This window comes from Moorena sp. SIO4E2, assembly GCF_010671945.1.
Classification (GTDB): domain Bacteria; phylum Cyanobacteriota; class Cyanobacteriia; order Cyanobacteriales; family Coleofasciculaceae; genus Moorena; species Moorena producens.
This window is the reverse complement of sequence record NZ_JAAHIE010000003.1, coordinates 1-26494: the sequence shown is the minus strand read 5'-3', so window position 1 is coordinate 26494 and position 26494 is coordinate 1. Positions and strand designations below refer to the sequence as shown.

Sequence of the window (26494 nt, the reverse complement as noted above, 5' to 3'; positions counted from 1 at the left end):
TGAGCTACAATCATGGCTAATCCTTTTAATTCTTGGAATCTATTTTTGCTGATCATGGCGGCTCGACTACTCAAGTAAATGGTATTTTAGTCGCCAGAGCCAACAAAAAAAGGATCTGGAGTATTCCTACTCTGGTGGCTCAGGTTTATTTTAGCCTTCGATTTTCTCTCATCATCCCAATGATGGAGAGAATCCCGCCAATTATATTCGTGGGAAGTATGTCAAAATAAAGTTGTTTCTAGAGAAACGCAACCGCTTACTTCACCAGTAAAACCAAGAGTTATCTGCAACAGGAGAAGCCCAATATGCTACACCGCAAGATTTATCAACTCTGCTGCGATGGTCGTGAGGTCTGCGTTTTCTTGCGGGATCAGCAACGTTGGATTGAACACGCCCGCATTGTTGATATCGAGGGAGATTTAGTCACAATTCGTTATGAAACAGACGAAGAGGATGAGATCAGTTCCTGGGAAGAAATGGTCCGCTTGGAAAGCATAGGCTCTGTCAGTCACAAGCTAGCTTCTGTTTTCCGAGGTAATGTTGATCCGATAGTCTCTGATGATTGTCCGGAGGCTGAACAAATTCACCCCCGCTCCCAAGACTTAAATCAGGACTAGATTATTCATTGTTAATGGACAACCAACCGTTAAGGGTGAGTAAAAACTAATCGAAAATGTCGCAGAGTCTACCAAAAACTCTTATTATTTGTTAGACTTAAATTAGGTAACACCGAAAGCGATTATTATGTAACTTAAATTAAAGCCGAAAACCAAGGGTTTAATAGTTGCGCTTAGATCCCGGTGTTATAACTTTTTTGACATTTTTATGGCGCTCGCGGGATATTCCTGAGAGCTTTGGGAGATACCCCCTGGATGCGAAAGCATCTTGCATTGGCGGACTTTGGTCTATCTTGGTAGACTTTGGTAGCTAAAAAGTATCGGAAAATTGATAACTCACAATTAGCTAGCAATTTTCCCTTAACTATTCGTTACTCAAGGGGTTCTATCCGTTCAAAAACTGGACAGTACCCCTCCAGTGTTACTTTAAAACCATAGAGAGCTGAGGCTGGATTCCAGCAGCGCTGCCCTCTTTGGTACAAACAATTACCACAACACTCGATATTAATTGGTATCTTGGCTCTGCCCCCTTGTTTGAGTAGTTCTCGTTGTGACAATCCCCGCAAGACCAGTTCTTCTCCTTGCCAGCGGGCTTCTACTAAACCAGTATCAGCGAAATTTTGCCAACGAGGATCCGTTGCGATCGCCCTTGAAAGAGTTATATAGACAAGTGTATCTAATTCATTCAACTCTCCTTCATAGTTCGTTTCCGTTGGTAGAGCAGGTCTGATAAAGGTATCACCGATGGGAAGTTCTACGAGTGTTCCTGCTGCTGGCGTATGGAGATGATATCGATTTTGTAATTCTTCCAAACCAGCAAGATCAGCTAGGTAGGTAGGAGAGCCGTGAACAAAAATCACATGTTGAGGTCGAAGATTATGAATCAACTGGGTGGTTCCCAGACAATCTCCATGTTGAGCCAGCAGATAAGTTTCAACCTTAAGAGATCCGTAGTCATCCATTGGTACCAAAGATTTAAGATGTTCCGGTTGCAGGACAACCCAAGAACGGTTCTCTTGCTGCCAGTACTCCCTCCAATCCATGTTTAAGTCAGTGAGGATAATACAGGGAGATTTACCGATAGCATCTCGGTGCTGGGGATCTAACCGCCGCACCCGAGGACGTACCCGCTCATCCCAAAACAAGGCTTGATGTCGGGCAAAATTTTGTACTGAGGTGGGAAAGTGAGACAGTAGTTCTAAGTAAGCATTACAACCAGCAGCCACCGTTCCATTGACCCAAATATCTAGGTCGCGCCCTGTAAAGTGGTGATGAGAGCGCAGGAGCATGAGGATTTCTTGACCTAGACCTAAGGTAGGCACTGGTAACAGAACTGAGTTATTGGTAGCAATTGCCTGCTCAATACGCTCTACTAGTTGATTTTCTTGTTGCCGCCGATGGGGATGTCGAGCAGTGCCATAACTACCTTCTACAATTACCACATCCGGCTGTGTACCCCTGAGTGATTCAAGGGATAATCCCTCCACCAGCCGTGAGTTCGACAGGAAAAAGTCACCGGTGTAAAGCAGTCGGTAAGTTCGATGGCGAGTGGTGTAAGTGAGTAAAAATGCTGCTGCTCCTGGCAAGTGTCCAGCTGGGAACAATTGAGCAGTGAGTCCCTCACAGAATTCTACAGGGGTAGCCCACGGGAGAGCTTGACAAAATGGGAGAATATCCTCAGGAGGCAGTTCCGGCCAGTTGAGTAGTAATAGTTGAGTCGTTACCTCACTAGCGTAGATTGGTAATTGTGGAAAAGTTTGGTGAAGAGCCAGCAATCCCTGACTATGGTCTGAGTGAGCGTGGCTACACAGGACTAAATCTGCTGGTGGTATCCCATCGGTCTGTAGGGGGGAAATGTCTTCTAATCCACAATCCAGCAGAATGCGGTGTGGCCCCATCTGCACCAACAAACAAACCCCTTCTGCACCATGACCAACACCGTAAGGAAAGCAGGTTAATCGGTCATCCTGATCAGAGGATGCTACTGGGCGTTGATTGCTCATGAGCTTCAACTTAAATTTTAGCTAATCCGGCTCCGTTAACCCACGTCTTACTAATCAGGGAAGGGTGAATGATTAAGCCTTGGAAGAGGCAGACAGAATCGGCGATCGCCAACGGAAAATAAGGTGGAACTATTTTTACTAAGGCTGCATCTTCCTTGAACGGAAAATTCAACAGATTCTTCCCCAGTCAAAACAAACGTGGTAGATTTGTCACTCCATACCAATTTAGAGGGGTTTGTATGCTCGATATACCCTATAGGTCACTCTGGAGTCCACAAGAACCCCACACCCTACCCCTTAGGGTGGGTGTGGGGAGTTCTCACCTAGTTTCCCTCCTTTCGAGGTCAGAGTCAAGAGGGTATAAAGACTGGCAACAACATCACCACAGTAGGGAGTTAACTAGGGAGGGACTGGTGAAGTCCCTCTAACCTCTAAGTGACGATTTCAATTTTTTGACACTACCCATGCCTACCTAGAAGGAAGGGGCTTGGGAAAACCCTCGTGAGCCCCCTTACACTCCCCACACTTCGGTCAGCTTCTAGCCTTTAGCCTCTGCTGTAATAGCAGAGGCGTGGGTTTTTCCAAGACTAAACCATGAATGCTTTTTGAAAGCTCAGCAGCTGACAGCTAAAGTAAATACTGGAAGCTTAGTGTGCAGAGCCGTTGCCGTGATAATCGTCTGAATCATAAAATCCATTCTTAGTCCCAAAAAACAGGCACAAAGCAGTAAATGCAATTGTTAGTACCACTAAAACCAGTTTTACTTCCATTTTCTTAATAACTCCTCATGGCTGTGAGAAAAAAGCGTCACGTTCATTGTAACTCCCTGTTTCGTCCAGAACCTGCCTCAATCCCCTGCCTAAGCTGTCACCCACTTAATTTTTGGGTTGAGGCTGATGGGGAGATGGGGAAATGGAGGTGGGGATAGGGTTTCACGGTTTGTTTCATAAGATGAACAGATTCAATGTAGATCTGTCCGTGTTAGCTTCAAAGTCATAGCTACTGTAATATTTTTCTATTTCTCTATGATTATATATTCTTAATTTTTTAATTAGAGCGAGTATGGTATTATTTATATCAGTGTGTTTGTTGGGGTTTAAACGCCAAAGTGATAGTGAGCTTATAAAAAATGGCAACTACAAAGTACCAGCTTAGGGAGTACAGCTTAGGGAGTACCAGCTTAGTGCGAACGCTATCGGTAGTAACTTAGGTAAATTACGCACTATTTTAGAAGCTGCTAATCGGGAACGTAAACCAAACTTAAGGTTTTACCCTGCCAGACCGTTCTAGTTACCCTAAAACTGCGGAATTTTAAACCACCACAACCAAATAATCTAAATGATTGCTATAGCCGGTTGAAGTTTTAGATGAAAGAAATCTATAAAATTAAGCGTCGCCAATTCATTAAACTTAGCTCCGTGACTCTTGGTAGTAGTGTTTTGGCAGCTTGTAATAATCAAAGCTCTACACCATTAACGACAGAAAAAAAAGGTAAATTAGATAAAATAAAATTTGCTCTGGGCTGGAAAGCTGAAGCAGAGTACGGTGGTTTTTATCAGGCTGTCGCTACTGGAATTTATCAAAACTATGACCTAGATGTTACCATACAACCAACAGGTCCTCAGAGCAATACCACCCAATTATTAATGGGAGGAGTAGTTGATTTAACTATGGGACAGGCTGTTGATGCTATTAAAGCAGTGCAACAAGGTATTCCCAAAATTACTTTAGCAAGTATCTTCCAAAAAGAAATACGAATTCTCTTGGCTCATCCAGGGGTAGGCAATGACTCTCTGGGACAATTAAAAGGTAAACCGATTTTTATTTCTCCTGGAGCCATCACCACCTATTGGCCCCTACTCAAGGCAAAATACGGTTTTACAGATGACCAGAAACGCCCCTACAACTTTAATGTTAGCCCTTTTTTAGTAGATAAAAATTCAGCTCAACAGGGAATTTTGACTTCTGAACCTTACCTTATAGAAAAGCAAGGAGGCTTTAAGCCCAATATATTATCCTTAGCAGATGCTGGTTATAATCCCTATGCTTTCACCATCGAAACCACCAAGAAACTCGTTGAAACTAACCCCGACCTGGTTCAGCGATTTGTTGATGCGTCAATCAAAGGATGGTATAGCTATCTAGAGAATCCCGAACCAGGCAATCAGCTGATAAAAAAAGATAATCCAGAGATGAACGATGACCTGATCGCCTATGGTCTGGATAAGCTTAAAGAGTATGGTATTATCATTTCTGGCGATGCTGAAAAACTTGGCATTGGGGCAATGACCGATGAACGCTGGGAAAGTTTGTTCAATGAGTTAGTTACCGTTGGGGTACTTGATGCCAAGACTGATTACAAACAAGCCTACACCTTAGCATTTGTCAATAAAGGAGTAAATTTTTATACATAAAGTTAGTTAACATTTTAGTTTATTAGTTACTTTTTAGTTACTTTAATTAAGTACCGAAATAACAGCTTATTAAAAAAAAAGTAAAATGCCGAATATATTATTTATAGACATGTTAACATCAAATTTATTAGATATTGTTATTAGACATTAATTTCTATCTAGTGATTGATAATAATTTAAACTATTAACGGATTGCTAATCACTGATTAGAGCTCTTGCAAAAGTAGTTTTATGATACTGTTTTTATAAATTTTTTTCCGCTGCTACCTGTTACCGACTTCTGCAAGAAGTCTATTGCTACTAACTGACAATAGATGAACCAAAAACCAGCTATTTCTCTTACCCATGTCAACAAAACTTTTGACAATGGTACTGTAGCGCTAAAAGACCTAAATCTCAACATCAATAAGTCTGAATTCATCAGTCTGGTAGGACCATCGGGATGTGGCAAGAGTACCCTGCTACGCATCATTGCTGGACTAAGCACTATGAGTTCGGGAAACATAGAATGGAGCGATCGCGGCCACCAAAACGAGATAGCTTTTGTCTTCCAAGAAGCAGCACTAATGCCTTGGGCAACGGTAATGGTAAATGTTCGTTTGCCTCTTAAATTAGCAAGGGTATCTAAAAAAGTGGCTGATAATGCTATTAAAGAAGCGCTCCAATTAGTTGGACTAGAAAGTTTTGCCCGATCCTATCCCCGTCAACTCTCCGGTGGCATGAAAATGCGAGTCTCTATTGCCAGAGCTCTTGTTACTTCTCCCAAGGTATTGCTGATGGATGAGCCCTTTGGAGCCTTGGATGATATCACTCGTACTAAGCTTAACCTGGAGTTACTTGATTTGTGGAGTAAGAAACACTGGACTGTCGTTTTTGTGACTCACAATATTTATGAAGCCGTATATCTATCCAATCGCGTGGTAGTAATGGCAGCTCGTCCAGGTCGAGTAGTGGCGGATATAACTATTGATGAACCATTACCACGTAAGGAACAGTTTCGTACATCATTAGTTTATACAAAATATTGTCGCAAGGTGGCTGAGCAGTTGTCAAAAGGGATGAATTATGAATAGAAATATTATGAATAGAAATATTACAGCTATATTAAACGCGATCTAAAAATTTTATGGAAAAAACCAAAGCCTTCGTTCTGGCAAAGCTAAAATTGAAACGTTTGCTATCTATCGATATTATAGCCCCTTTGGCAGTGGGAATCCTGGTGTTGATGGTGTGGGATATCTCTGTTCGAGTGACTAGTACGCCCTCCTATATATTACCAGGTCCTTTGCTGATTATCAAGGTATTAATTAGGGACTGGAACAGTTTATTTCAGCCATTGCTGATCACCATAAAAATCACTGTAGCTGCTTTTATAACAGCAGCAATTTCAGGATTGCTAATTGCCATGTTAATGGCTCAGAGTAAGTGGATTGAAAAAAGCTTATATCCCTATGCAGTAGTTTTGCAAACAATGCCTATTGCTGCGATCGCGCCTTTAATTATTATTTGGCTGAGGAACAATACCTTCGCTGCTTTGGTACTTTGTGCTTGGATTGTAGCATTCTTCCCGATTATTTCTAATACGACGTTTGGTTTAAATAGCATCGATTCCAACTTAAGTGACCTGTTCCGGCTTTACAAAGCATCTCGCTGGCAGACAATGCTGTATCTGCGATTACCAAGTGCTTTACCCTATTTTTTAGCTGCATTACGTATTAGTGGTGGATTAGCCTTAATCGGAGCAATAGTAGCTGAGTTTGTTGCCGGTACAGGCGGTGCTAATTCAGGAATTGCTTATCAAATGCTAATTGCTGGCTACAATCTCGAAATTCCCCGGATGTTTGCTGCTTTGTTTATGATTAGTAGTCTAGGTATCTTGATTTTTGTACTCTTGACCACCTTATCCAACTTGGTTCTGGGGCAATGGCATGAAAGTTCTCTCACCAGAGATAATTGATTTGATAATTAATAGTAAAGCAGCTCTTAAGATTAATTTTTTATATGATTCGATTTCGATATAAGCGAAAGTCTCAATCAAGATCAGGAAAAAAATCTAGATGTACCTCACGCTAACTAGGAAATCCGATATCCGTTTTCATTTCCTATAGCTGAAGTTACCTTTTGGTGATTGATTTTATTGTTACTTGTAATAAATAACTATATATAGTTATTGATGTATTGTAATTGCTTAACTCCTGTGATTAACTGCCGATTGTTAATTTCCGGAGCCACTTCAGCAATAGTCGGGACCTGGTTAGCGATCGCTTTAGCATCTCCCCAAACTAACGTCTTAGTTGACACTCCCTGCTCGCGCATAGACGGGGAGTGTCAACTAAGACATTAGTTTGTTGGTAAAGGGGTTGCTATGGGACGTCGCTCAATGACCTGGTCGATTAAACCATAGTCCTTAGCCTCAGTCGCTGACATAAAGAAATCCCGCTCGGTATCCTCCTGAATCTTTTCCAGTGGCTGACCGGTATGTTCTGCTAAATAATTGTTTAGCTGCTGCTTGTGGTACAGGATTTCTTTTGCTTGGATTTCTATATCGCTTGCCTGTCCCTGTGCTCCTCCCAGTGGCTGATGAATCATAATCCGGGAGTGGGGCAAGCTCATGCGTTTACCCTTAGCACCAGCACTGAGTAAGAAAGCCCCCATACTAGCTGCTAGTCCAACACAGATAGTGCAGACGTCCGGAGCAACTTGATTCATCGTATCGAAAATGCCCATGCCCGCAGTCACTGAACCGCCGGGAGAGTTGATGTACAGGTAAATATCTTTTTCCTGGTCATCGGCTTCTAGAAAGAGTAATTGGGCAACCACTAAGTTAGCTAAGTCAGAATCAACCTGTTGTCCGAGGAATACAATGCGCTCTCGCAACAAACGAGAGTAAATATCAAAGGCACGTTCGCCACGACCGGATTGCTCGATAACTGTAGGAATCATAAAAAATAAGCGTGAAATTTGCAAACCCCGTGTATGGGCGACTGGGGAGGAAAAACAAAGGAAAAGGGCGGTTAAAACCGTCTTAGATCAATGTGGGGAGAACAGATGCAGTTCATACCCGTTCCTGTTAACAGCCTCAAGCCCCTATCGAAGCATAACCTCATGTTTGCCTCGCGGCTTGTTATCGGTTGGTCAGCTATGTTGCATGACTAGGCTAGGGAGTCCTGTCTAGACAAGAGTGGGGTGCTGACTTAAGGTGGCTGGTAGATTGGTTTTCCTTTACATTGTAGCGACTAGCAAACTCTTGCTTTGGTTCTAATCTCGGCTACCCCTAATCTATTAAATTACACAGAATGACTTAGGAGCAACCCTTTGCACTGTGCCAGTCACTGAGGCGGAACATATAACTTGGCACTTATATGGTTGCTTAAATAAACTGGTAGAGTTAATTACCTTCACGGGTGTATCAATTTTTATAAAGTTCGTATCTCAGTCAAGTAGCATCGCTTTCGATTGTTTCACCAAGACTATATATTAGGAATGAGGAGTGTGGCTCGTGTTTAAGAAAGTTTTTCAGGCATTTACCATTACAATATTGCTCAACTTACTAGTCTATATTAGTCCACCAGATCCTCAACAGTCTGATGCTGTACCGCCGTCACGGTCAACCCCAAAAGTGTTCTTAAGTTTACGGTAGCACCACCAGACATGATTGATTAGTCGTTAGTCATTAAACCTTCGATGTCTTAATTGGTTCCATCTATGGATGGAACTAACAGACTTGTAGACTAATGACTCAATCATCCAAGGGCAATCGGAGTGATGGAATAAGTTAAGGGCTAGGAACACCCAAGATAACTAAGGAATTGTGAATCCCATTTAACTAACTCAATAGCAATGGCGGTTAGTCACCAATTTATCCTATCATTCCAGATGTCCAATTCCACACCCACCCATTGCCGAGCCATGAAATTTAGTCTTTTAATAGAACACCTGGGTAGTACAGCGTCTTTGTGCCATAGCCTGAATAGCGATACAGAGCTTAACCCTGAAATTACCGGAGTTGCTCCCATCGATCAAGCCACCCCAGGCACTCTCAGTTATATTGAAGGACCCAAGTTTGCCCACATGGTAGAAAAAACCCAGGCGAGTGCATTAATTTTGTCCCTGGATGAAGCATTACAGGCAAAAGCGACAGAAAGAGGTATTGCTTGGGTAGGGACATCTGAACCGAGATTACTATTTGCTCATGCGATCGCATGTTTCTATCAACCCTTTCAACCAGCACCAGTCATCCATCCCACTGCAGTGATTGACCCAGATGCTCAGTTAGGAACAGATGTCTATATTGGACCTTTCGTCATAATTTCAGCAGGGGTAAAGATTGGCAATCAGGTCTGTATTCATCCTAATGTAGTACTATATCCTGAAGTAGAAATAGGCGATCGCACTGTTCTACATGCCAACTGCACTATTCATGAACGGAGCCGCATTGGTAACGATTGTGTGATTCATAGTGGTGCAGTCATTGGTGCTGAAGGGTTTGGCTTTGTGCCAACCCCCCAAGGGTGGTATAAAATGCAACAATCTGGCTACACGGTCTTAGAAGATGGGGTCGAAGTTGGCTGTAACAGCACCATTGACCGTCCAGCGGTTGGGGAAACCCGGATTGGACGTAACACTAAATTAGATAATTTGGTACATATTGGTCATGGCTCCGAGGTGGGACAAAACTGTGCCTTGGCAGCCCAAGTTGGATTATCTGGAGGAGTCAAAGTAGGTAATCAAGTGTTGCTGGCGGGTCAGGTAGGAATTGCGAATCAAGTGAAAGTTGGGGATGGAGCAATTGTGACCGCTAAATCGGGAATCCACAAAGATGTAGAACCCGGAAGTATAGTTTCTGGCTATCCTGCTATTTCCAACAAACTCTGGCTAAAAATATCTGCCATCTACAATCGGCTTCCAGAAATGTATAAAATCTTGAAACAACTTGAACGAAACTTTAAAGATAAAAAATAAATATAAAAAGTTAAACAACTGGGCTCTCCTAGACTGATTATAGTAAATTAGTAGTTTAAATGAGCTTAAACCCTTAAAGAGCAAGGGATTCAATAAACTAAAAATACATTGTCTTGATGCAGTCGCTCATGGTTTGTTCGCGTTCGCCTTTGGCGTGGCCTACGGCCAAGCGTCGCCTTTGGCGATAGTTACCGTAAGACAGGCTCGCCTTAATCAATAAGTTTTAACCATGCATCTGCATAGCCTACCAACCATAAAGGCTCCCCTGTCTAAGGTTTCGTCTCCGGGGAAAACCACGGCAGTCGCTCATGGGGGGAACCCCCTTTGGCGGCGCTGCCTCCCCTGTTCCGAAGCTGCATCGCTTTTATTAAAATTGCATTTTTAAATTACTCAAGAGCTTACTAAGCAAGGACTATGGCGATTATTTTGTACTAATTTATCCTAGCCACTCTAGGAGAGCCAACAACTGAACAATTTTTGCTGTTTCTTTTGCTATGATTTTGGAACATTAAGGAATTAAGCTGACTTGAACAGATTTCTTGACAAAATCTTCATATTGGAAGCTTAGTGAGAAATAAAAACTCTAATTTTAATAATTTTTTAAGGTTATAGTTAATCGTTTCTTCTCGGAAACTTAATAAATAAATCTCAAAGTATAAATAGTTTGTAAAGATTACCTAGATACATTGACTTTTAATAAAAAAAACCTGTAAAAATTTACACAATACGTTCATTAGTCGTAAGCATTCAGCTATCAGCCGTCAGTCGTCAGCTAATCAACGGGAGGTAGTAAACAAGCTGAGGGTGCTGATATGGCTGCTTGAAAATCCCTGCTTGTTTTACTCATCCAACCCCCTGCAGTTAAACCGCCTGCTAGCACCTCAAGTAGCGATGCAGCTTCGGAACAGGGGAGGCAGCGCCGCCAAAGGGGGTTCCCCCCACTCGCGCTTTGCCGTGGTTTCCCCCACTCGCGCTTTGCATCAAGACAGCACCTCAAGTAGCGCATTAGCTGATAGCTGACAGCTGAATACTTACCATTAGTCATTAGACGATCATCAAACTGATCAGATTAATCAGGGTGTTAATACGGTTGGTGCTCATATCAAAAGTTAAGATTGCCTCTGATTTTTCTGGAATCATCGTCGTCGTTTCAACCTTTAGCGTTCTAGAAAAATTAATTTTATGTCCACGTCTCAAATTCCAAAACAGTCCACCTTAAGAAAAGAAATCAACTATCTGGTTGACTCGTCTAGTTTTTCTAGTGGTGAGGAACCAGTTAAATTAGTTAATGGTGGCTTTGAAGAAGGACTCAAAGGCTGGCAAAAGCTAGGACCAGGCGGGATCAAAAGAGCTAGTTTTGGCATTACTCCAACCGAGGGAGAAAAGCAGCTTTTACTAAGAACTAGCAATACCGAAGTCACCAGAACAGGTCAGCCAAAAGCCCCATCAGCCTCTAAACTGGAGGAGTTTTTATACCTGTCCACAGGAACTCTTGATTGTATTGCCCAGAAAATTTTAGACACCGTTGGCATATGTGGTACTTCTAGCAAGGTAGTCAGAGGTGCTGCTATCCAACAAATGATTACCCCTTGTGTTGGTGATACCTTAACCTTTGATTGGAATTTTCTCACCAATGAAGACGTGGGAGATGAGGCTATTGTTGCCGACTTCGCTTTCTTCTGCCTTAGTTCTCCCAAGTCCCAAATTGTCTATGAACTAGCTAACCCAATCCTAGGGGTCTTTAGTCAAGCACCGAAAAACTTTTACAACCAAACCGGATTTCAAGGATTTACTCATACCTTCACTACTGCTGGAACTTACAGCCTAGGCTTTGGTGTTGTGAATGAATTGAGTCATCAAACTCAGTCTGGGCTCATCATTGACAATGTTAAGCTAACCAGCGCTACTGTTGATGATCCGGCTTCAGTACTCAGCCTACTTTCAGTAGCCTCCTTCAAGGATGCTTAAATAGGACTTAGGCACTCAAGCTATATGTAGAGCTATATCTAGAAATGAGTTGATTTGGTTAAACTCTATCTATAGAGATTAGAGCAGATATATTAGACCAGAGATTAGACCTCCTCAGGGCATAAATCTTGTTAAAGCTTAATCCTTAGTGGGAAATCAACTCAGAAAGAAGTAGACATTAACTCATCCAGGCGAGCCAGTACTTCGGTGCTATGAATTGCTGGTATCACACCAAGGAATATTTCCCGTAGAATGCCTTCTGGATCAATGATATAGGTATGGCGTAGGGACATAATACCTAGCCAAGAACCATAAGCCTTGCTGACAGAGCCATCGGTGTCAGCTAAAAGTGGGAACTGTAAACCTTCTGATTCACAAAACTCCGCGTGAGAATCGACATGATCCACGCTCACCCCTAGGATCTGCGCATTTATCTCCATATATTTGGCCAAATCTTGCTGAAATCGCTGAGCTTCCAAGGTGCAACCACTAGTAAAGTCTTTGGGGTAGAAATAGAGTACGACCCACTTACCGTGATAATCGGAGAGGGACACCGAACCCTTACCAGTATTGGTCGGTAGGGTGAACTCGGGTGCGGGTTCATTAATAGGAGGTTGTTTGCCACCGAGAGCATGGGCAGGGTTGGCAAAATTTATCCAAGCCAGTAAAACGATCAAGCTAGCCAACAGACTGCTGATAAATGCGCGACGAGAGATCATGATGAAAACAGCAAATTATACTTCACATAAGTTTACATCATTGATCAACTAAGACTTTATACACAATTCATCCCGCTTGCCTATGCAGATAATTGACATTTAGCCAATAATTTGTTACATTTATTAATATAAACGGGCTACACAGAGTAAATTAGCGGAGCAAAGAACCATGTCCAATCAAGAGTCTAACGAAGCCAAGTTCGGTTTCACCCCTAAAGCAGAAAACTTAAATGGTCGTCTAGCTATGATCGGCTTCATCGCTGCTTTAGTCACAGAATATATTACTGGTCAAGGTGTACTACACTTCTTGGGATTAATGTAGTTCCCAATAGTTAGTTAAATTTGTCAATCTCAATAAATAGCTGGAGTTCTAGTGTTGAACTCCAGCTTTCTTATGTGTTTTTAGCTGATTCCATAGTTTGTTCTACGGAATGTCAGCTAAAATATGAAAACGGTGCGACCCCGTAATTTAATTCGCCATAGGAAAGCGCACCGGAACTAATTTCTGGGTAGGAATTGGGGTAAGGAATGTGATATAATGTCTGTTTGAATACTTATCATGTTTGGTTGATAGCCAATGGAAAATTGAAAATTAACAATTGTTAGGAGTCAATTGACAATTAACATCCATGGTACCAACCGTATTATATGTGATTAACCAGACTTCATACTGACTCCCTATTCCCCACGAAGTAAATTGAACGATAACAGAAAACCCTGATTGCTATCAAGCAGCAGGGTTTTCTATCGGATATATTCCTTGAGAATGCTATTGCGATTTGGATGGCGTAGTTTGCGAAGGGCTTTGGCTTCAATTTGTCGAATCCGTTCCCGCGTGACGTTGAAGATTTGGCCGATTTCTTCCAAAGTCTTCATCCGTCCATCATCTAATCCATAGCGTAGACGCAGTACGTCACGTTCCCGGGGACTAAGGGTATCAAGGACACTTTCTAGGTCTTCCCGGAGTAGATTTTTGGAAACCTGATCTTCTGGGGTTTCACCATCGGCTTCAATAAAGTCTCCCAAGCGGGAGTCTTCTTCTTTACCAATAGGCGTTTCTAAGGAGATGGGAAGTTGAGCTGATTTGGCAATGAATCGCAACTTCTCGATGGTCATTTCCATCCGATCTGCAATTTCCTCTTCTGTGGGCTTGCGACCCATTTCTTGAGAAAGAAGTTTAGTGGTTTTCTTGATCCGCGAGATGGTTTCATAAAGGTGAACGGGTAAGCGGATAGTCCGGGACTGGTCAGCAATAGCACGAGTAATAGCTTGACGAATCCACCAGGTAGCATAGGTAGAAAACTTGTAGCCTTTTTCGTGGTCAAATTTTTCCGCAGCCCGGATTAAACCTAGAGAACCTTCTTGAATCAAGTCTTGGAATGAGAGTCCTCGATTCATGTATTTCTTGGCGATGGAAACCACCAAACGGAGGTTAGACTGCACCATTTTTTCCTTAGCCCGCCGACCGACGTGTAAGCGGTAACGGAAAGCTGGCAGCTCCATATCGACCTCTGTTGCCCATTCCCGATCTCCAGGTTCCCGCTCTAACTGCTCAGACAAGCGCTCCCGCACTCGTTCTAATTCCAACAAATCAGCAATTTTACGGGCTAATTCAATTTCTTCATCAGCTCTGAGTAGACGAATCCTGCCAATTTCCTGCAAATAGAGGCGAATTGAATCTTCTGTATAGTGCTTCTTTTTGCTTTGGGTTCGGCGACGGTTAGATCGCCCCTTACCAGGCTTACTATTTTCCTCGTCAGGTTGAGCGTCCACCAAATCATCTCGGTTCACGTCATCCTCAATCAAGACTTCTAAATCGCTCTGAGGTTGAGCGATTGTTGCGAGTAATTCATTTGCCTGGGTCATGTTTTTTCCTCATGCTCCTTCAGTTTCAGACCAGTAGATGATGTCCGTTGATCTACTTAAGATGGCTTAGTCAGTGAGAACCTTGTTTGTTGCACCCTATGGTGGGTCGAATCGCTTCAGCCGTAGGAATTAGATCGACTCTATTTCCTTGGACTTAACTTGCAGTGAATCTACTATCCATTTAAGTGTTAATACTGAATTTTGGGAAGACTTTTTGATTGTAGCCTTATTTACAAAATTTTGCTCTAGTGTTTATCTGAAAAATTTAGCTTATTTATCTGGTCAAAAGCTTTGAGAAAGTGTAGCAATAAGTACCCACTTTCCTTTATGCCTAGAATATAGTCACTAGTTTAGTACTAATGTTCTATAAAACCCGACAGTTGAACTTCACTAGGTTAATTAACTTGTCCTGTATGATAACCATTGACAAGCTATGGGTCTAGGTAATGATTATTTAGTATTACTTTTGTAATACATTTTCCTAGCCAATGTAGTAACACGCTAAGTGAAAGTACTGCCAAGTAAGTTGATTTAACCAGCTCCTAATTCGGTATTCCTGCGTAAGGGAATGGTGAATCAGGGCATCGGAAATAATCTAGAGAAAGACGATGGGAACATTGCGTAGGGGAAGCAAGTCTCCTCGTCCGATGGAGCTTTCGGTTGATCATTATTTTAATTTCTAATTTTAATTTTTACAGTTTGCTCATTTTTTTGAAAATTTATCAGATTAGCTGAGCACTACATATAGCGTTAAAATGGATAGTATACTCTATATGAAGTATATAGAGTAGGTAATTGGATTAAGTAGTTCACTACAGGAGTAATGAGATGGAAAACCGGAAGCGTCTAGCAAAGCAGTTTTTCTAGGAGTTTACGGTGCGGTGAGTCAGAAAAGCCTAACTCAATTAACAAAACTACTAATTTTCCTGCCATAGCTGGTCAATGCTAACAAATTTGTAACCTTGGTTCAATAGCTGAGGAATTAACTCAGCCGTAGTTTCAACCACATCTTGTCCTCCATAATAACCATCATGTAGGACGATCAGGGAACCGTTTTGAACCTGCTTTAGGACTCTCTCCACGATTATACTGACACCAGGACGTTTCCAGTCTTCTGGAACAACACTCCACATTACTGATCTATAGTTCCACTGGTGCAGTATATTCAAGGTTCGGGGTGTAAATAATCCGTTAGGGGGACGAACGTCTTTTACCTTGTCTGGGTGAATCTGACAAGCTTGAGCGATCGCGTCTTGGGTAAGGAGCAAACTCTGCTGAAGGGCATCCCGTTTTAAAAAGGGAAAAGACTGATGGTAATATCCATGAAGTCCTAACCAGTGACCTTGTTGGTAAACCTCTCTAGCGACACTGGGGGCTTGGTGTACGCAAACGCCCAACCAGAAAAAACTGGCTCTGACTTGGTAGCGGTCTAAGACTTGCAGTAACTTGGGAGTGTACTGTGGATGGGGTCCATCATCGAAGGTGAGTGCGATCGCAGGTGAATTCGTTGCTCCTGACCACAGGCAATTGGGAAAGGCAGGTTTGAGAATTTGGTACAGAATAGGGTATAGGGGAGCAAATTGCATTTAGTCGTAAGTTTGGATGGGGTGGAGTGAATTTGACTAGTTTCCATGTCCTACTTGATCGCATTTTGCGGCGTCGCCAGATTATTTTGATGTTGATCGGCTTTTGTGTAGCAGTAGCGCTTAGCAGTTGTAACACTGTGATTATTACTGAGTATGAAGCTACAGCACTAACCACCTTAACCTGGCGAGTTGAGTATTCTCTTAATTCAACAACTGATAGAGATCCCGATGTTGAGGAGTTTGCTTCCAAGTCCGTAGTCAACCGCAATGGTGAGAAACCAGAAGGTGCTGTAACAGGACCTGATGACAAGGGGTTATGGTGGCCAGTTGTCCCACCAAAACCAACCATTGATGAGGTAGAACAGCGTCAGCCACTTCATCATAAGCCTAGCAAGCCAGAGCTGTTGCGTACAGTTAAATACGATATCACCTATAAAGAGGGGGCACAGACAGTGACACTACCTACTAATTATGACGTTTACCGGCAAGTTGCTAGAGCCTATCCTTACCGGAAACCTCTAAGGCTTACCCTGGGAATCAATGATGCTTCGGTGGAAAAAGCTGATACTAAATGAGCTAAAGCTCTCCCTTGCGGCTGCCCGATGGTGGGGTGTATGGGATAAATGATTAGTTCAATTCACCCCATCACTCGTGATTCCCAAAAATTTTGGGTTTAAAGCCCCGTCCTTCGCTGGATAGAAACCTTATATAGTGGAGCCTTAATCAATAAGTTTTAACCAAAGGTGCGCTTTCCGCATCTAATTATTAAATTCGCCACGGGTCGCACCTCTTTTATGCATAGCCTGCCGACTCTAAAGGCTCCACTATCTTACGGTAACTATCGCCAAAGGCGACGCTTGGCCGTAGGCCACGCCAAAGGCGAACGCGAACAACGGGGTTTTGTTATCTTTCGTATTGACGGTAGATAATATAATGGCTATTATAGAAGGCAAGGAGGAAAAGCAAATGTTTAATCTCACCTACGAGTTCAAGCTCAAACCTACCAAACAACAATCAAAAATCTTTGATGAGTGGCTTGAGATAACTCGCTTGGTATACAACTACGCTTTAGCGGAAAGGAAGGATTGGTACAAATCTCGTAGTTGTCAGATTAATTCTTGCCGCCTCCGTAGTTGCTACATCATTCCCGCTGACACACCGCGTCCTACCTATGCAAGTCAGTGTAAATCTTTGACGGCTGCCAAAAAACAGAACCTTGAACTCAAAAAGATCCAATCTCAAGTGTTGCAGCAAACTTTAAAAAGAGTTGAAACAGCTTTCACCAACATGTGGGAGCGTAACGCTGGATTCCCCCGATTCAAGAAAAAAGGCAGAATGAGGTCTTTTGTTTTTCCTCAAATGAAAGGGAAAAGATTAGAACATGGGTTAGTGAAATTGCCTGTAATTGGTTGGGTAAAATTCCGTCAGTCACGAGAAATTCCTAATGATGCTCAAATCAAGCAAGCTCGTATAGTTAAACGGGTTTCCGGTTGGTACGTCATGCTAACCATTCAATGGAATGTTGATTTACCTCAACCAATACCCCATGGTGAAGCAGTAGGAATTGATGTAGGATTAACTAGTTTTGTTGCTACTTCTAGCGGTCTTTTAATCAAGCGTCCGAGGTTCCTGGGTGATGCCGAACGCAAGCTGAAATTGCTGCAAAAGCGTGTTTCCAGGAAACCTATAGGCTCGAAGAATTGGAGGCGCGCACAAAAAAAGGTAGCAAAACTACACGAGTATGTAGCCAATTGCCGTAAAGATTGGCACAGGAAGCTTTGCCATCATCTGTGCGATCATGCAGGGATGATATTTGTAGAAGATTTGAATCTGGTGGGGCTATCCCGTGGAATATTAGGGAAACACTGCTTAGATGCTGGGTTTGGCCAATTTTTCAAGATATTGGCACAAACTTGTTTTAAGCGTGGGGTGTATTTCCAGAAAGTAGATGCACGTAAAACCAGCCAGATTTGTCCTAATTGTTTGACAGAAACGGGAAAGAAAGAGCTTTCACAACGTACTCACATTTGCTCTGCCTGTGGCTATACAACGAATAGAGATATAGCAGCAGCTCAGGTAGTGGCAATTAGAGGATTAACAGCCGTAGGGCATACGGTGAAGATGCTTGCTGAGGGTAAATTCGTTGGAATCCCATTGAAGCAAGAATCCTCTCGCCTTTAGGCAGAGGAGTGTCAATTTACTCTGACATTAATAACACTGGCGTTGAAGTTATAATCTCTACCTTCTAACTCTACTGGGGTACCAATTTTAATCTTGCTATTGCCTAGGACTACTCCATCTTTGGTGATTGTTGCTTTACCACCTAAGGTGAGTAACATATTAATTCCATAAAAGCTAGGTCTGGGATCTGGTAGTTCTTTGATAGAGCCATCTGGTTGTGGCACCAGGACACTTCTACGCAGAATTTTGACGGATTTGACGTCAACCTGACCATAGGGTTGCTTACGAATCACAATATTAGTCTTCTTGGTCTCCTCCAACTGATTGACCAACACATCTGGTTCAAGCAAGCTTAACCCCCGGACAATAACATCTACTTCTACTGGTTTGGTGCTATTGAGTTGGGCAACGGAACCAGACTCACCAGGAAAGAAGAAGATTCCTACAACTACCAACAAAATCACCAAGGCAGCACCGAAGTCGATAATGCTCACCTTGCCAAACAAACGTCCTTTAGAATCTACAATAGCCATAAACTTGCTTAGGTTTGAGTTCTCCCCGCTTTGAAAAGACGGGGATTCTAAGTTGATGTCGTTACGCGGATTAAAACCGCGCTTGGCGCGCTTTCCAATGGCGAATCTGATTCGCCTTGGGTCGCGCCTCTCCACGACGCTTACGATACCGACTAGGAGAACCTACCTGTATCGTTGCGGCACACTCAAAGATGCCCTACCTCCCTGGCCGTAGGCCACGCTACGCGAACGGATTAACAAAAAAGTTAACCTGTGGATTTACTTTTGATTTAAAAAAACTTTCGGAGTGGTTGTACCAAACAAATTAGGGCAATAAGTCACTACTTTTTGCTGCGTTACTTACCTGTTCCTTGAGGAGTAGGATTAACCCCGTCTCTTACTGGTCGGAATCTCACCGAAAAGCGCAAAAAATCAACGTAACCAACCTTGTTCTTACTCGTCCTTCTATTCTAACACGGTAGCCGGGATAAATCCCGGGGCGCTGGCCTTTGGCCACGCGGGGCGCGTTCGCTGGCCACCCAATAAATTAGGTGGCTAACTCTCGTTTATTATCTTCTCTGTTTTTGTGAAAATTGTATAGTGTAAAGATAACTCCTTAAGGTTCCCTGGCTCTAGGTTGAATGGCTAAGGGGTTTATAACCTAGTTATGAAGGGCTCCTATTAAAGGATATCGGCTGTTAACTGCTTTTGATCTACCTAATACCTATAATTAGAGTTATCCATAACTGGTGAGTGAGAATAACAAACACCAGGTTCGTCTGTGGAACATATTACCCTATTTGGGGTTCAACCATAACGAGGAATGCTACTGGTCAGTAATTATGGCAGACAACTCCTAGTAGAGAGTTGACTTATGATGTTAAAGACAAGGCTCCTCTACAGCAAGCCATGGCTGCAAACCCTTTTTCCAGTGGAAAAAGGGATAATAGCTAAAATAATCTCTTTTCGATTTAATAATTCATAATTTTGCTATGTTCAGCAATATATTATCGATTTACTCCCGTTATCGACGTCATTTGTTATATCCGTTAATCAGCATGCTTCTATCCCTGAGTCTGGTGGTGGGAACAGCCCAGATCGCCCAAGGGGTTCCTTGGTTAGAGCTGCTATTGCGTGGTATTCAGATTATCCAGTTATCTAATATGTCTGATCAACAGGAAGTCCAAATTGGTCAGCAAATTAATCAGCAACTTGTTGGAAAGCAATTTAAGCTCTATCGCAATCGGGAAATTAATCGCTATGTTGATCAAATTGGTCAGCGACTAGCTAAAAGGAGCGAACGTCCAAACATTAACTATACATTCCAGGTGGTCGATGATGGTAATATTAATGCCTTCGCTACCATGGGAGGATTTGTTTATATTAACACGGGTTTAATCGCAGCAGCAGACAATGAAGCTCAACTGGCAAGTGTAATGGCTCATGAGATTGGTCATATCGTAGGTCGTCATAGTATCCAGCAAATTAAGCAAGCCGCGATCGCTAGAGGTTTAGCAGAAGCGGCTGGAGTTGATAGCAACACGATGGTTAATCTGGGCGTGGAATTAGCACTACGTCGTCCCAACAGTCGTCAGCATGAATTTCAAGCGGATGAACTAGGTATCAAGAACTTAAAACAAGCAGGCTATGCTCCGATAGGATCAGTAGACTTTATGAAAAAACTACTCAAGCAAAGAGGCTTTATTCCAGGGTTTTTGAGTACTCATCCGTCAACAGCAGACCGAATTGATTCCTTGGAGCAGTCTATCGATTCAAATCGTGCCTATGTTGGTGATGGATTAAACAATCGGGCTTACAAAAACAAAACTCGTGCAGTCCGCAACCAGAAAAAAGCTGCCCTCAAAAGGACAACAGGTCGTAGAGGGCGAGTGCTCAGATCAGCACAGCTAGCTCAAGAGCCGCAAGCTTGCCCAATAGTTTTTTTGTTAACCTCTAGAACCGTCAGGAGGTAATCAACACTTGACGTCGGCATATTTTACTAGGTTCTATCTTGGTCACGGCTTCTTCCAAGGGGAATTGGCGAACATAACCCCGAAAGACGTTAACTTGATAAACAAGATTATTGGTAATGTCTAGACCTGTCATCCAACCACTTTTGGGATGATAAGCACCAGTGTCTATATCTAGCCAACCACAACCTTGGGCTATTGTACCGGGAGCCACTCCTGGTAAGGTGAAAGTCATGGTGTGACCGGTGATGATCAGCTTGTCGAGAAAGTAAGGTTCACGCATACTGTGAAATTCATCCCGAATCCAACAAAATTGCTCAACGGTTTGCTCCTCAATGGTCATGCGAGGATTAACCCCGGCATGAACTAGCCAGGTATCTCCTAAATCAATGTAGGTTGGCAGTGTTTTGATCCAATCTAGGTGATCTTGGCAGACTTTTCCACCATAGCTGTTGATAGTAGTTTCACCACCACTATAGAGCCAGGCTTGTCGTGTTGAGTTAGGTACTGAATTGTTACCGATAATTTCTAGTAACATCAGCTCATGATTACCTAATAAACAGGGGTGAGCATTTTGCTTGACAAATTCCACAACCTGAGCACTCATCGGTCCTCGATCAATCAAGTCTCCGAGAAAATAAACGGTGTCGTCACTAGTGGGTGCGATCGCATCCAATAAGGTCATAAGAGGATTATAGTGACCATGAACGTCACCGATAACAATACGACGGTGGGTCATTACTTTACTTATCCAAATCTAATTTCGTTAAATATCAGGTAGATCCCTTCATATAAAATTTAAGGTTAATGGCTTTAGGCATCAGATTTCTAGGTTAAATGGCTAAGCGGGTTCTGACCAGCGTATGAAGCAGCCCTCCTCAAGCACAGAGGCTATCAACTGCTTTTGTTGTAGCTAATACCTAATACCATTAGCCTCATACCTATTTGTAGATATATGCACCGATTCTGTGAGAGTGGTCTTCCTTTTAAGATATTTCCTATTCCTGAATAGAGTCGTTAAGTGTAATAGTTTTGAGGAATAGGCTCAAGTAGCTAGTTTAACTTGTCTTATAAGTATTTATGTGTAGTGTCTATGTAAATTTATCATGAACTACCCGGATTTGCTACGGTTAAGTCGGGGTTTACGACCCAACTTGTTGCTACAAAAGCGGGTATTGAACCCAGTTTTTGACGGGATTACACCTGCGCCTTAACAAGACGAGGATTGACACGATTCAGTTAAAATTAATAGCATCGCCTACCGATCCCAAAGCCTGTTTGCAATGAACAAGCCAACTACTTTGATTTGTTTGATTTGAACAAAAACCGTGTCTTCTTCTGCTCTGCCTTTGATTAATACCCTGAAACACCCTACTAGCCAGGCTTGGATCGAGCAAGCCCTTGCAAACCTTGATGTTATTTTACTCGACCATTCCCATTGTGAACGTAAAGCGGCTGGAGTAGCACTGAATTTAATGTTTCGCTACCCATCCTACAGTAAACTGGTGCGTCAACTGACGGTCATTGCCCGTGAGGAACTAGAACACTTCGAGCAAGTTAACCAGTGGCTAGAAAGACGTAGCATTCCCTTAGGTCCCCTTTCTTCACCACCCTATGGAGCTGGATTGAAAGCTCAGATTCGCCGAAACGAACCAGAACGGTTGTTGGATTCTTTACTAGTTGCTGGACTGATCGAGGCTCGTTCTCACGAACGTTTGGGATTACTAGCAACTCACTGTTGTGATCCATCTTTAGCAAAATTTTATCATAGCTTGATGGCATCTGAGGCTCGTCACTATGGTGTTTACTGGGTACTGGCTGATACCTATTTTGAGCGAGTACTAGTAGATCAGCGGTTGGATGAGTTAGCAGTTAAAGAAAGTGAGTTGCTGGTTAGCCTTTACCCAGAACCAAGAATTCACAGTTAGCAGCCAGTCTCCTCAAAGAAATAGTCAAATTATACCAGAGCAGCGGCTATCAAGCAGACACTGGTGTGGCAACCAATAGATGCGTTCGCGTAGCGGCGACCTAGGAGCATCGCGTAATGGTTAAGTGATTGGTTTGCGCTTGATCAAAAATGCTCTCAACCGAGCTGCCTGAGCGCCCTGATAGTCTTCTTGAAAACTATCACCAATATGAAAAGCCTCCTGAGCAGTACAGTGATGTTTTTGTAAAGCAGCAGCAAAAATCTGTGGATCAGGCTTGGCAAAGCCAGTTTGGGTAGAAATTGTGATGGAGGAGAAAAATTCTTCTAATTTTAGGGCTTTTAAGACAAGATGGAGACGGGAATCAAAATTTGAGACGACACCCAACTCAATACCAATATGCTGCCATGCTTTCAGCGCTGGGATAACATCGGGATAAATGAACCAAGGTTGAGCAGTGGCAAAGTGGCCATACAGTTCGTCAAAAAAATCAATGAAATCGGTGAACTGGTCAAGTACACCAACTTGTTCAAAGGTGCGGGAGGCAATCACCCACCACCATTCAAATTCTCGCTGGGGAATTTCTTCAGGATCTGTTTCTGGAAAAACCGCTGGTTCTGCTGAGGCGAAGGCTTTGACAAAGGCTTTGTCCAAAGCTGAAGCAGGTACTGTAACCCCAAATTGATTAGCGATCGCACTATAAACTTCCCCTACACTCCCTTGAACACCAAATAGGGTACCGACAGCATCTAGAAAAATTACTCGCGGTTTTTCCATGGTTAATGGTTAATTGTTAATGGTTAATTGTTCATTTAATTTCAATTTTCCATTTTCCTGTATCTATAGCAATCCTAAATCATTTGTAAAATGATAAAAATCTGGAATCGTTGCTGGTAAAGGGTTATAGCAATTGCTTTGGCCAATATATTTCACGAATCATTTAGGACTGCTATATGCCTTTATGTTCCAGACAGAATATCAGTTAATGGTCGAGTAATCCAGTTCATGCCCACTTTCAGTTGGTGCTCTATAGTTGGCATCCGATAAAGATAGGCAAGTCGGCGTACTATGTGGGCTAAAGGACCATCCAGCTTCAGACCTAAACCACTCAGAGTTGCATTGTCTTTCCCCAAAGTCATCATCTCTCCCAACTGCTGGTAACGGAAGGGCAGCAGGGGACGCCCAGTTAAAGAAGCCCAGACATTCCAACCCACATAATCGGCTTGCTGAAAAGCGGATTGAGCTGTATTGGGAACTGGTTGATTATCAGCATCTCGGCAATCGGCTAGATCACCTAGGGCAAAAATTTCGGGATGGTCAACCGCTTGTAACCTGTGGGTGGTAGTCAGCTGACCACGGTGGTTTTGTTTGAGCGGAAGCGATCGCACAACTGGTGTCACTCTTGTTCCTACTGTCCACAGCACCAAATCTACGGGAATAGTATCCACCTGTCCTTTATACAACAGAGAAATGGTGTCAGGTCCAATGGACTCAACACTGGTTTCCAAATCAATCCAGACTTTCTGTTCATTCAAAGCTTTGCGTGCTGCTTCTCGGTTAAAGTCCGTTGATGTTCTTAAAATCACATCACCGAGTTCAATCAACCGCAACCTTCCGCGCTCTCCCAACCGTTCGGCTAGATGGCAAGCTAGTTCCACACCAGAGTAACCTGCACCAACTATAGCGATCCGGATTTTATCTGTATCGGATTCTTCCAAAATCCGTAAGCGTTCTTCCAGGTGATAGGCATCAGTAATAGTTCGGAACGGGATAGCATACTCAGCCACCCCAGGCAACTGCTCTAGAGGGGTTTCTCCACCTAGGGCTAACACCAGGCGATCATACTGAAATTCCGATCCAGTCTCTAACTGTACCTGCTGCTGTTCTACATCAATGCCTGCTACCGCTGCCTGAGTAAACCGTACACCTGTGTTTGCTAACAGTTCTTCATAGGGTGGAGCAATTTCCCAGGTTTGTAGTTCGCTGGTGATCAGTTCATACAACAGCGGTGAGAATAAGAACCGATCATTTTGATCAACCAAGACAATTTCTGGTTGTTGGGGCTTTTCCCAAGGCAGCTGGCTTAAGCGTAGGGCTGTATAGAGACCCCCAAAGCCTCCACCGAGAATGCAGATTCGGGCTGGTTGTTTAGTCATGGTTGATTGAATCGGGGATGTCCTATTAGGGGAACTTCTTTTAGCTTGATCCGCGCTTATGCCCCATATCCGTACCAAAGGTGGGCGTGGGATGAATGGCGGAGGCGGAACTTTGTTTTTTTATTTTCATCTATAATGAAGATAGCAGGGAAAACAAATTAAGAGCTAACCGCCACCTGCGTGCCTAAAAAATAGAACGAGTTGTATTGTTCCGGTGGGTCGGGGCATCCCGTGTCGTTAATAAAGCTTGCCGAACGCGCCCCGCGTGGCCTACGGCCTTGTATCCTAACCGTTGGGTGGAGTTGGCAAGAAGCCTACACTGAACTCTAAGACTCAGTGTAGGAGTATGTCACGATAGCAAGGCTATTACAACAGGATAGCTGGGTTTAACCGATACTTTTTAGCTACCAAAACCTACCAAAGGCAAATTCTGGCTCGCCAATGCCAGATGCAATAGCATCCAGGGGGTATCTCCGCGCTTCTCTGACGGAATATCCCGCGAGCGCCATAAAAATGTCAAAAAAGTCTAACACCGGGATAGAGAGCGCAACTACTAAACCCTTGGTTTTCGGCTTTAATTTAAGTTACATAATAATCCCTGTCGGTGTTACCGTAATTTAAGTTTAACAAATAATCAGAGTTTTTGGTAGACTCTGCGACATTTTCTCTAGCTGTTTACTAACCTTCAACTTACTAACCTTAAACCTTCAACTTACTAACCTTGGCCAAAAGGCCACGCGATCGCTGAAAGCGGGACGCGCGTCCATCGCGTTCAACTTTCAACCTCATAATCTTCAACTTACTAACCTTCAACTTACTAACCTTCAACCTGATAACTTTCAACCTGATAACCCCAAAAAAAAATAGCCGCAGAAATCATTTCCACGGCTAGGAATTTTTACTTATGTCTCAACGTTGTAAACCCATCCAGATGTGATCCGATGTGATTAGACCGTAAGCTATCAGCTATCAGCTATCAGCTATCAGCTATCAGCTATCAGCTATCAGTTTATGCGCTACACGAACAGTTTTCAGCTATTAGCTATAAGCCAAAGGCCAAACGCTGACCACTGACCACTGACCGCTGACCACTGACCGCTGACCGCTGACATCAGACCTGATGCTTTGGCCAGGGGGCAAAGCCCCCTGAAATTTAAGCCCTTAATCCAGAATTAAATACTTCGTCATTACCGTGATGAATTCGCCAGGAATGTCAGTCGGCTGAAGGGGGCTCCACTCGTCAATTTGGGCGTAACCCCGTGCATAAAGGGTATGCATGGTGTTGGTTATTGCCCGGCGGGAGCCTTTCAAAATGTGCTTAATGGGGTATTTTTTTGGGGAAGGTTCCTGAGGAGTATTACTAGGAGTAATCTCATCAGGATTGTTTTCTGGGTTAGGGCGGAAGTTGTCAGACATAGTAAAAAAAACGTTTTAAGGATTACAAATATAATCATAACGATTATAAGTTAACTTGTCAAGGGTTTTTAGATTTTTTTTTGAGAAGGGTAATTGAAAGAAAATGTACGGATTAAGGAATGCGATCGCGTTTTTTTAAAGGCAACAGGCAACAGGGAACAGGGAACAGGGAAAATCGTAAATATTAGTTAGCGTTCCC

The 26494-nt window shown here is 43.0% G+C and carries 26 protein-coding genes; 13 read left to right on the top strand and 13 right to left on the bottom strand.

Annotated elements, in window-relative coordinates; all coding sequences use genetic code 11:
• Positions 1-305 precede the first annotated feature (305 nt).
• Positions 306-617, top strand: a complete 312-nt coding sequence (locus F6K37_RS01000) for a DUF6679 family protein (protein ID WP_008182036.1) — start codon at positions 306-308, stop codon at positions 615-617.
• A 371-nt stretch (positions 618-988) separates the two neighbouring features.
• On the opposite strand, the gene F6K37_RS00995 is transcribed toward F6K37_RS01000, so the two are convergent.
• The 3 genes from F6K37_RS00995 to F6K37_RS45285 all read right to left on the bottom strand — a co-directional run bounded on the left by F6K37_RS00995 (position 989) and on the right by F6K37_RS45285 (position 3390).
• Positions 989-2620 carry an MBL fold metallo-hydrolase gene (locus F6K37_RS00995; RefSeq protein WP_287247585.1) on the bottom strand — a complete coding sequence of 544 codons (1632 nt, stop codon included), beginning with the start codon at positions 2618-2620 and terminating at the stop codon, positions 989-991.
• A gap of 10 nt (positions 2621-2630) precedes the next feature.
• On the bottom strand, positions 2631-2792 hold the full coding sequence (locus F6K37_RS00990) for a hypothetical protein (RefSeq protein ID WP_287247583.1): 162 nt from the start codon (positions 2790-2792) through the stop codon (positions 2631-2633).
• Between the two features lie 475 nt (positions 2793-3267).
• The gene (locus F6K37_RS45285) at positions 3268-3390 is read right to left on the bottom strand and encodes a DUF8629 family protein (RefSeq protein ID WP_044492584.1); all 123 of its coding nucleotides are present in this window, start codon (positions 3388-3390) and stop codon (positions 3268-3270) included.
• 597 nt (positions 3391-3987) lie between these two features.
• Between F6K37_RS45285 and F6K37_RS00985 the strand changes: the two genes are divergently transcribed.
• The 3 genes from F6K37_RS00985 (at position 3988) to F6K37_RS00975 (ending at position 6991) form a co-directional block, all read left to right on the top strand.
• Entirely contained in the window at positions 3988-5034 is a 1047-nt protein-coding gene (locus tag F6K37_RS00985; protein WP_287247581.1) for an ABC transporter substrate-binding protein, read from the top strand.
• 314 nt (positions 5035-5348) lie between these two features.
• Entirely contained in the window at positions 5349-6107 is a 759-nt protein-coding gene (locus F6K37_RS00980) for an ABC transporter ATP-binding protein (protein ID WP_287247579.1), read from the top strand.
• A 53-nt stretch (positions 6108-6160) separates the two neighbouring features.
• Complete coding sequence (locus F6K37_RS00975; protein ID WP_287247577.1) at positions 6161-6991, top strand: ABC transporter permease; 831 nt, start codon at positions 6161-6163, stop codon at positions 6989-6991.
• A 200-nt stretch (positions 6992-7191) separates the two neighbouring features.
• On the opposite strand, the gene F6K37_RS00970 is transcribed toward F6K37_RS00975, so the two are convergent.
• Together F6K37_RS00970 and clpP are read right to left on the bottom strand one after the other, a co-directional pair.
• Entirely contained in the window at positions 7192-7350 is a 159-nt protein-coding gene (locus F6K37_RS00970; protein WP_008182031.1) for a hypothetical protein, read from the bottom strand.
• A gap of 24 nt (positions 7351-7374) precedes the next feature.
• A complete protein-coding gene (clpP, locus tag F6K37_RS00965; RefSeq protein WP_008182028.1) occupies positions 7375-7977 on the bottom strand; it encodes an ATP-dependent Clp endopeptidase proteolytic subunit ClpP in 603 nt (200 codons plus the stop codon).
• A 556-nt stretch (positions 7978-8533) separates the two neighbouring features.
• Between clpP and F6K37_RS00960 the strand changes: the two genes are divergently transcribed.
• From F6K37_RS00960 to F6K37_RS00950, 3 genes are all read left to right on the top strand, one after another.
• Positions 8534-8674, top strand: a complete 141-nt coding sequence (locus tag F6K37_RS00960) for a QAALIT motif small membrane protein (RefSeq protein WP_154659741.1) — start codon at positions 8534-8536, stop codon at positions 8672-8674.
• Between the two features lie 269 nt (positions 8675-8943).
• The gene (gene lpxD / locus F6K37_RS00955; RefSeq protein WP_008182027.1) at positions 8944-9996 is read left to right on the top strand and encodes a UDP-3-O-(3-hydroxymyristoyl)glucosamine N-acyltransferase; all 1053 of its coding nucleotides are present in this window, start codon (positions 8944-8946) and stop codon (positions 9994-9996) included.
• A 1182-nt stretch (positions 9997-11178) separates the two neighbouring features.
• Positions 11179-11964: a hypothetical protein gene (locus F6K37_RS00950; protein ID WP_008182024.1), complete on the top strand. Its 786-nt coding sequence runs from the start codon at positions 11179-11181 to the stop codon at positions 11962-11964.
• 161 nt (positions 11965-12125) lie between these two features.
• On the opposite strand, the gene F6K37_RS00945 is transcribed toward F6K37_RS00950, so the two are convergent.
• Positions 12126-12683: a peroxiredoxin gene (locus tag F6K37_RS00945; RefSeq protein ID WP_008182023.1), complete on the bottom strand. Its 558-nt coding sequence runs from the start codon at positions 12681-12683 to the stop codon at positions 12126-12128.
• A 169-nt stretch (positions 12684-12852) separates the two neighbouring features.
• Between F6K37_RS00945 and F6K37_RS00940 the strand changes: the two genes are divergently transcribed.
• Complete coding sequence (locus tag F6K37_RS00940) at positions 12853-13005, top strand: CAB/ELIP/HLIP family chlorophyll-binding protein (RefSeq protein WP_008182021.1); 153 nt, start codon at positions 12853-12855, stop codon at positions 13003-13005.
• A 422-nt stretch (positions 13006-13427) separates the two neighbouring features.
• On the opposite strand, the gene rpoD is transcribed toward F6K37_RS00940, so the two are convergent.
• A complete protein-coding gene (gene rpoD, locus F6K37_RS00935; protein WP_008182019.1) occupies positions 13428-14549 on the bottom strand; it encodes an RNA polymerase sigma factor RpoD in 1122 nt (373 codons plus the stop codon).
• Positions 14550-15466: 917 nt separating this feature from the next.
• Entirely contained in the window at positions 15467-16135 is a 669-nt protein-coding gene (locus tag F6K37_RS00930) for a polysaccharide deacetylase family protein (protein WP_287247572.1), read from the bottom strand.
• Positions 16136-16161: 26 nt separating this feature from the next.
• Here F6K37_RS00930 and F6K37_RS00925 point away from each other — a divergent pair, with 26 nt between their 5' ends.
• The 3 genes from F6K37_RS00925 to F6K37_RS00915 all read left to right on the top strand — a co-directional run bounded on the left by F6K37_RS00925 (position 16162) and on the right by F6K37_RS00915 (position 18316).
• Positions 16162-16710, top strand: coding sequence for a hypothetical protein (locus F6K37_RS00925; protein WP_287247570.1), 549 nt, complete (start codon positions 16162-16164; stop codon positions 16708-16710).
• 168 nt (positions 16711-16878) lie between these two features.
• Positions 16879-17064 carry a hypothetical protein gene (locus F6K37_RS00920; protein WP_131826851.1) on the top strand — a complete coding sequence of 62 codons (186 nt, stop codon included), beginning with the start codon at positions 16879-16881 and terminating at the stop codon, positions 17062-17064.
• 37 nt (positions 17065-17101) lie between these two features.
• Positions 17102-18316, top strand: coding sequence for an RNA-guided endonuclease InsQ/TnpB family protein (locus F6K37_RS00915; RefSeq protein WP_287247597.1), 1215 nt, complete (start codon positions 17102-17104; stop codon positions 18314-18316).
• 11 nt (positions 18317-18327) lie between these two features.
• On the opposite strand, the gene F6K37_RS00910 is transcribed toward F6K37_RS00915, so the two are convergent.
• Positions 18328-18849 (bottom strand): DUF4330 domain-containing protein, encoded by a 522-nt coding sequence (locus tag F6K37_RS00910; protein ID WP_008182013.1) that lies wholly within the window; start codon positions 18847-18849, stop codon positions 18328-18330.
• A gap of 971 nt (positions 18850-19820) precedes the next feature.
• Between F6K37_RS00910 and F6K37_RS00905 the strand changes: the two genes are divergently transcribed.
• The gene (locus tag F6K37_RS00905) at positions 19821-20801 is read left to right on the top strand and encodes a M48 family metallopeptidase (RefSeq protein WP_081431826.1); all 981 of its coding nucleotides are present in this window, start codon (positions 19821-19823) and stop codon (positions 20799-20801) included.
• Here the strand turns inward: F6K37_RS00905 and F6K37_RS00900 are convergent.
• Positions 20791-21537: a metallophosphoesterase family protein gene (locus tag F6K37_RS00900; RefSeq protein WP_008182011.1), complete on the bottom strand. Its 747-nt coding sequence runs from the start codon at positions 21535-21537 to the stop codon at positions 20791-20793. The genes F6K37_RS00905 and F6K37_RS00900 overlap by 11 nt on opposite strands.
• A gap of 589 nt (positions 21538-22126) precedes the next feature.
• On the opposite strand from F6K37_RS00900, the gene F6K37_RS00895 reads away from it, so the two are divergent.
• Positions 22127-22726: a MiaE family protein gene (locus F6K37_RS00895; RefSeq protein ID WP_008182010.1), complete on the top strand. Its 600-nt coding sequence runs from the start codon at positions 22127-22129 to the stop codon at positions 22724-22726.
• A 120-nt stretch (positions 22727-22846) separates the two neighbouring features.
• Here F6K37_RS00895 and F6K37_RS00890 read toward each other — a convergent pair whose 3' ends face one another.
• From F6K37_RS00890 to F6K37_RS00880, 3 genes are all read right to left on the bottom strand, one after another.
• Positions 22847-23500 (bottom strand): HAD-IA family hydrolase, encoded by a 654-nt coding sequence (locus F6K37_RS00890; protein WP_008182009.1) that lies wholly within the window; start codon positions 23498-23500, stop codon positions 22847-22849.
• A 182-nt stretch (positions 23501-23682) separates the two neighbouring features.
• Positions 23683-24879 carry an NAD(P)/FAD-dependent oxidoreductase gene (locus F6K37_RS00885; protein WP_008182007.1) on the bottom strand — a complete coding sequence of 399 codons (1197 nt, stop codon included), beginning with the start codon at positions 24877-24879 and terminating at the stop codon, positions 23683-23685.
• A 1161-nt stretch (positions 24880-26040) separates the two neighbouring features.
• The gene (locus F6K37_RS00880) at positions 26041-26295 is read right to left on the bottom strand and encodes a hypothetical protein (RefSeq protein WP_287247561.1); all 255 of its coding nucleotides are present in this window, start codon (positions 26293-26295) and stop codon (positions 26041-26043) included.
• Positions 26296-26494: the final 199 nt, after the last annotated feature.

Bases quoted from the DNA above. Each gene is read 5' to 3' on its own strand.
- F6K37_RS00985 (WP_287247581.1), top strand. From the start codon at position 3,988: ATGAAAGAAATCTATAAAATTAAGCGTCGCCAATTCATTAAACTTAGC.
- F6K37_RS01000 (WP_008182036.1), top strand. From the start codon at position 306: ATGCTACACCGCAAGATTTATCAACTCTGCTGCGATGGTCGTGAGGTC.
- F6K37_RS00930 (WP_287247572.1), bottom strand. From the start codon at position 16,135: ATGCAATTTGCTCCCCTATACCCTATTCTGTACCAAATTCTCAAACCT.
- F6K37_RS00980 (WP_287247579.1), top strand. From the start codon at position 5,349: ATGAACCAAAAACCAGCTATTTCTCTTACCCATGTCAACAAAACTTTT.
- F6K37_RS00910 (WP_008182013.1), bottom strand. From the start codon at position 18,849: ATGGCTATTGTAGATTCTAAAGGACGTTTGTTTGGCAAGGTGAGCATT.
- F6K37_RS00900 (WP_008182011.1), bottom strand. From the start codon at position 21,537: ATGACCCACCGTCGTATTGTTATCGGTGACGTTCATGGTCACTATAAT.
- F6K37_RS00950 (WP_008182024.1), top strand. From the start codon at position 11,179: ATGTCCACGTCTCAAATTCCAAAACAGTCCACCTTAAGAAAAGAAATC.
- F6K37_RS00995 (WP_287247585.1), bottom strand. From the start codon at position 2,620: ATGAGCAATCAACGCCCAGTAGCATCCTCTGATCAGGATGACCGATTA.
- lpxD (WP_008182027.1), top strand. From the start codon at position 8,944: ATGAAATTTAGTCTTTTAATAGAACACCTGGGTAGTACAGCGTCTTTG.
- F6K37_RS00890 (WP_008182009.1), bottom strand. From the start codon at position 23,500: ATGGAAAAACCGCGAGTAATTTTTCTAGATGCTGTCGGTACCCTATTT.
- F6K37_RS00940 (WP_008182021.1), top strand. From the start codon at position 12,853: ATGTCCAATCAAGAGTCTAACGAAGCCAAGTTCGGTTTCACCCCTAAA.
- F6K37_RS00945 (WP_008182023.1), bottom strand. From the start codon at position 12,683: ATGATCTCTCGTCGCGCATTTATCAGCAGTCTGTTGGCTAGCTTGATC.
- F6K37_RS00970 (WP_008182031.1), bottom strand. From the start codon at position 7,350: ATGCGCGAGCAGGGAGTGTCAACTAAGACGTTAGTTTGGGGAGATGCT.
- F6K37_RS00885 (WP_008182007.1), bottom strand. From the start codon at position 24,879: ATGACTAAACAACCAGCCCGAATCTGCATTCTCGGTGGAGGCTTTGGG.
- F6K37_RS00975 (WP_287247577.1), top strand. From the start codon at position 6,161: ATGGAAAAAACCAAAGCCTTCGTTCTGGCAAAGCTAAAATTGAAACGT.
- F6K37_RS45285 (WP_044492584.1), bottom strand. From the start codon at position 3,390: ATGGAAGTAAAACTGGTTTTAGTGGTACTAACAATTGCATTTACTGCT.
- F6K37_RS00880 (WP_287247561.1), bottom strand. From the start codon at position 26,295: ATGTCTGACAACTTCCGCCCTAACCCAGAAAACAATCCTGATGAGATT.
- F6K37_RS00915 (WP_287247597.1), top strand. From the start codon at position 17,102: ATGTTTAATCTCACCTACGAGTTCAAGCTCAAACCTACCAAACAACAA.
- clpP (WP_008182028.1), bottom strand. From the start codon at position 7,977: ATGATTCCTACAGTTATCGAGCAATCCGGTCGTGGCGAACGTGCCTTT.
- F6K37_RS00905 (WP_081431826.1), top strand. From the start codon at position 19,821: ATGTTCAGCAATATATTATCGATTTACTCCCGTTATCGACGTCATTTG.
- rpoD (WP_008182019.1), bottom strand. From the start codon at position 14,549: ATGACCCAGGCAAATGAATTACTCGCAACAATCGCTCAACCTCAGAGC.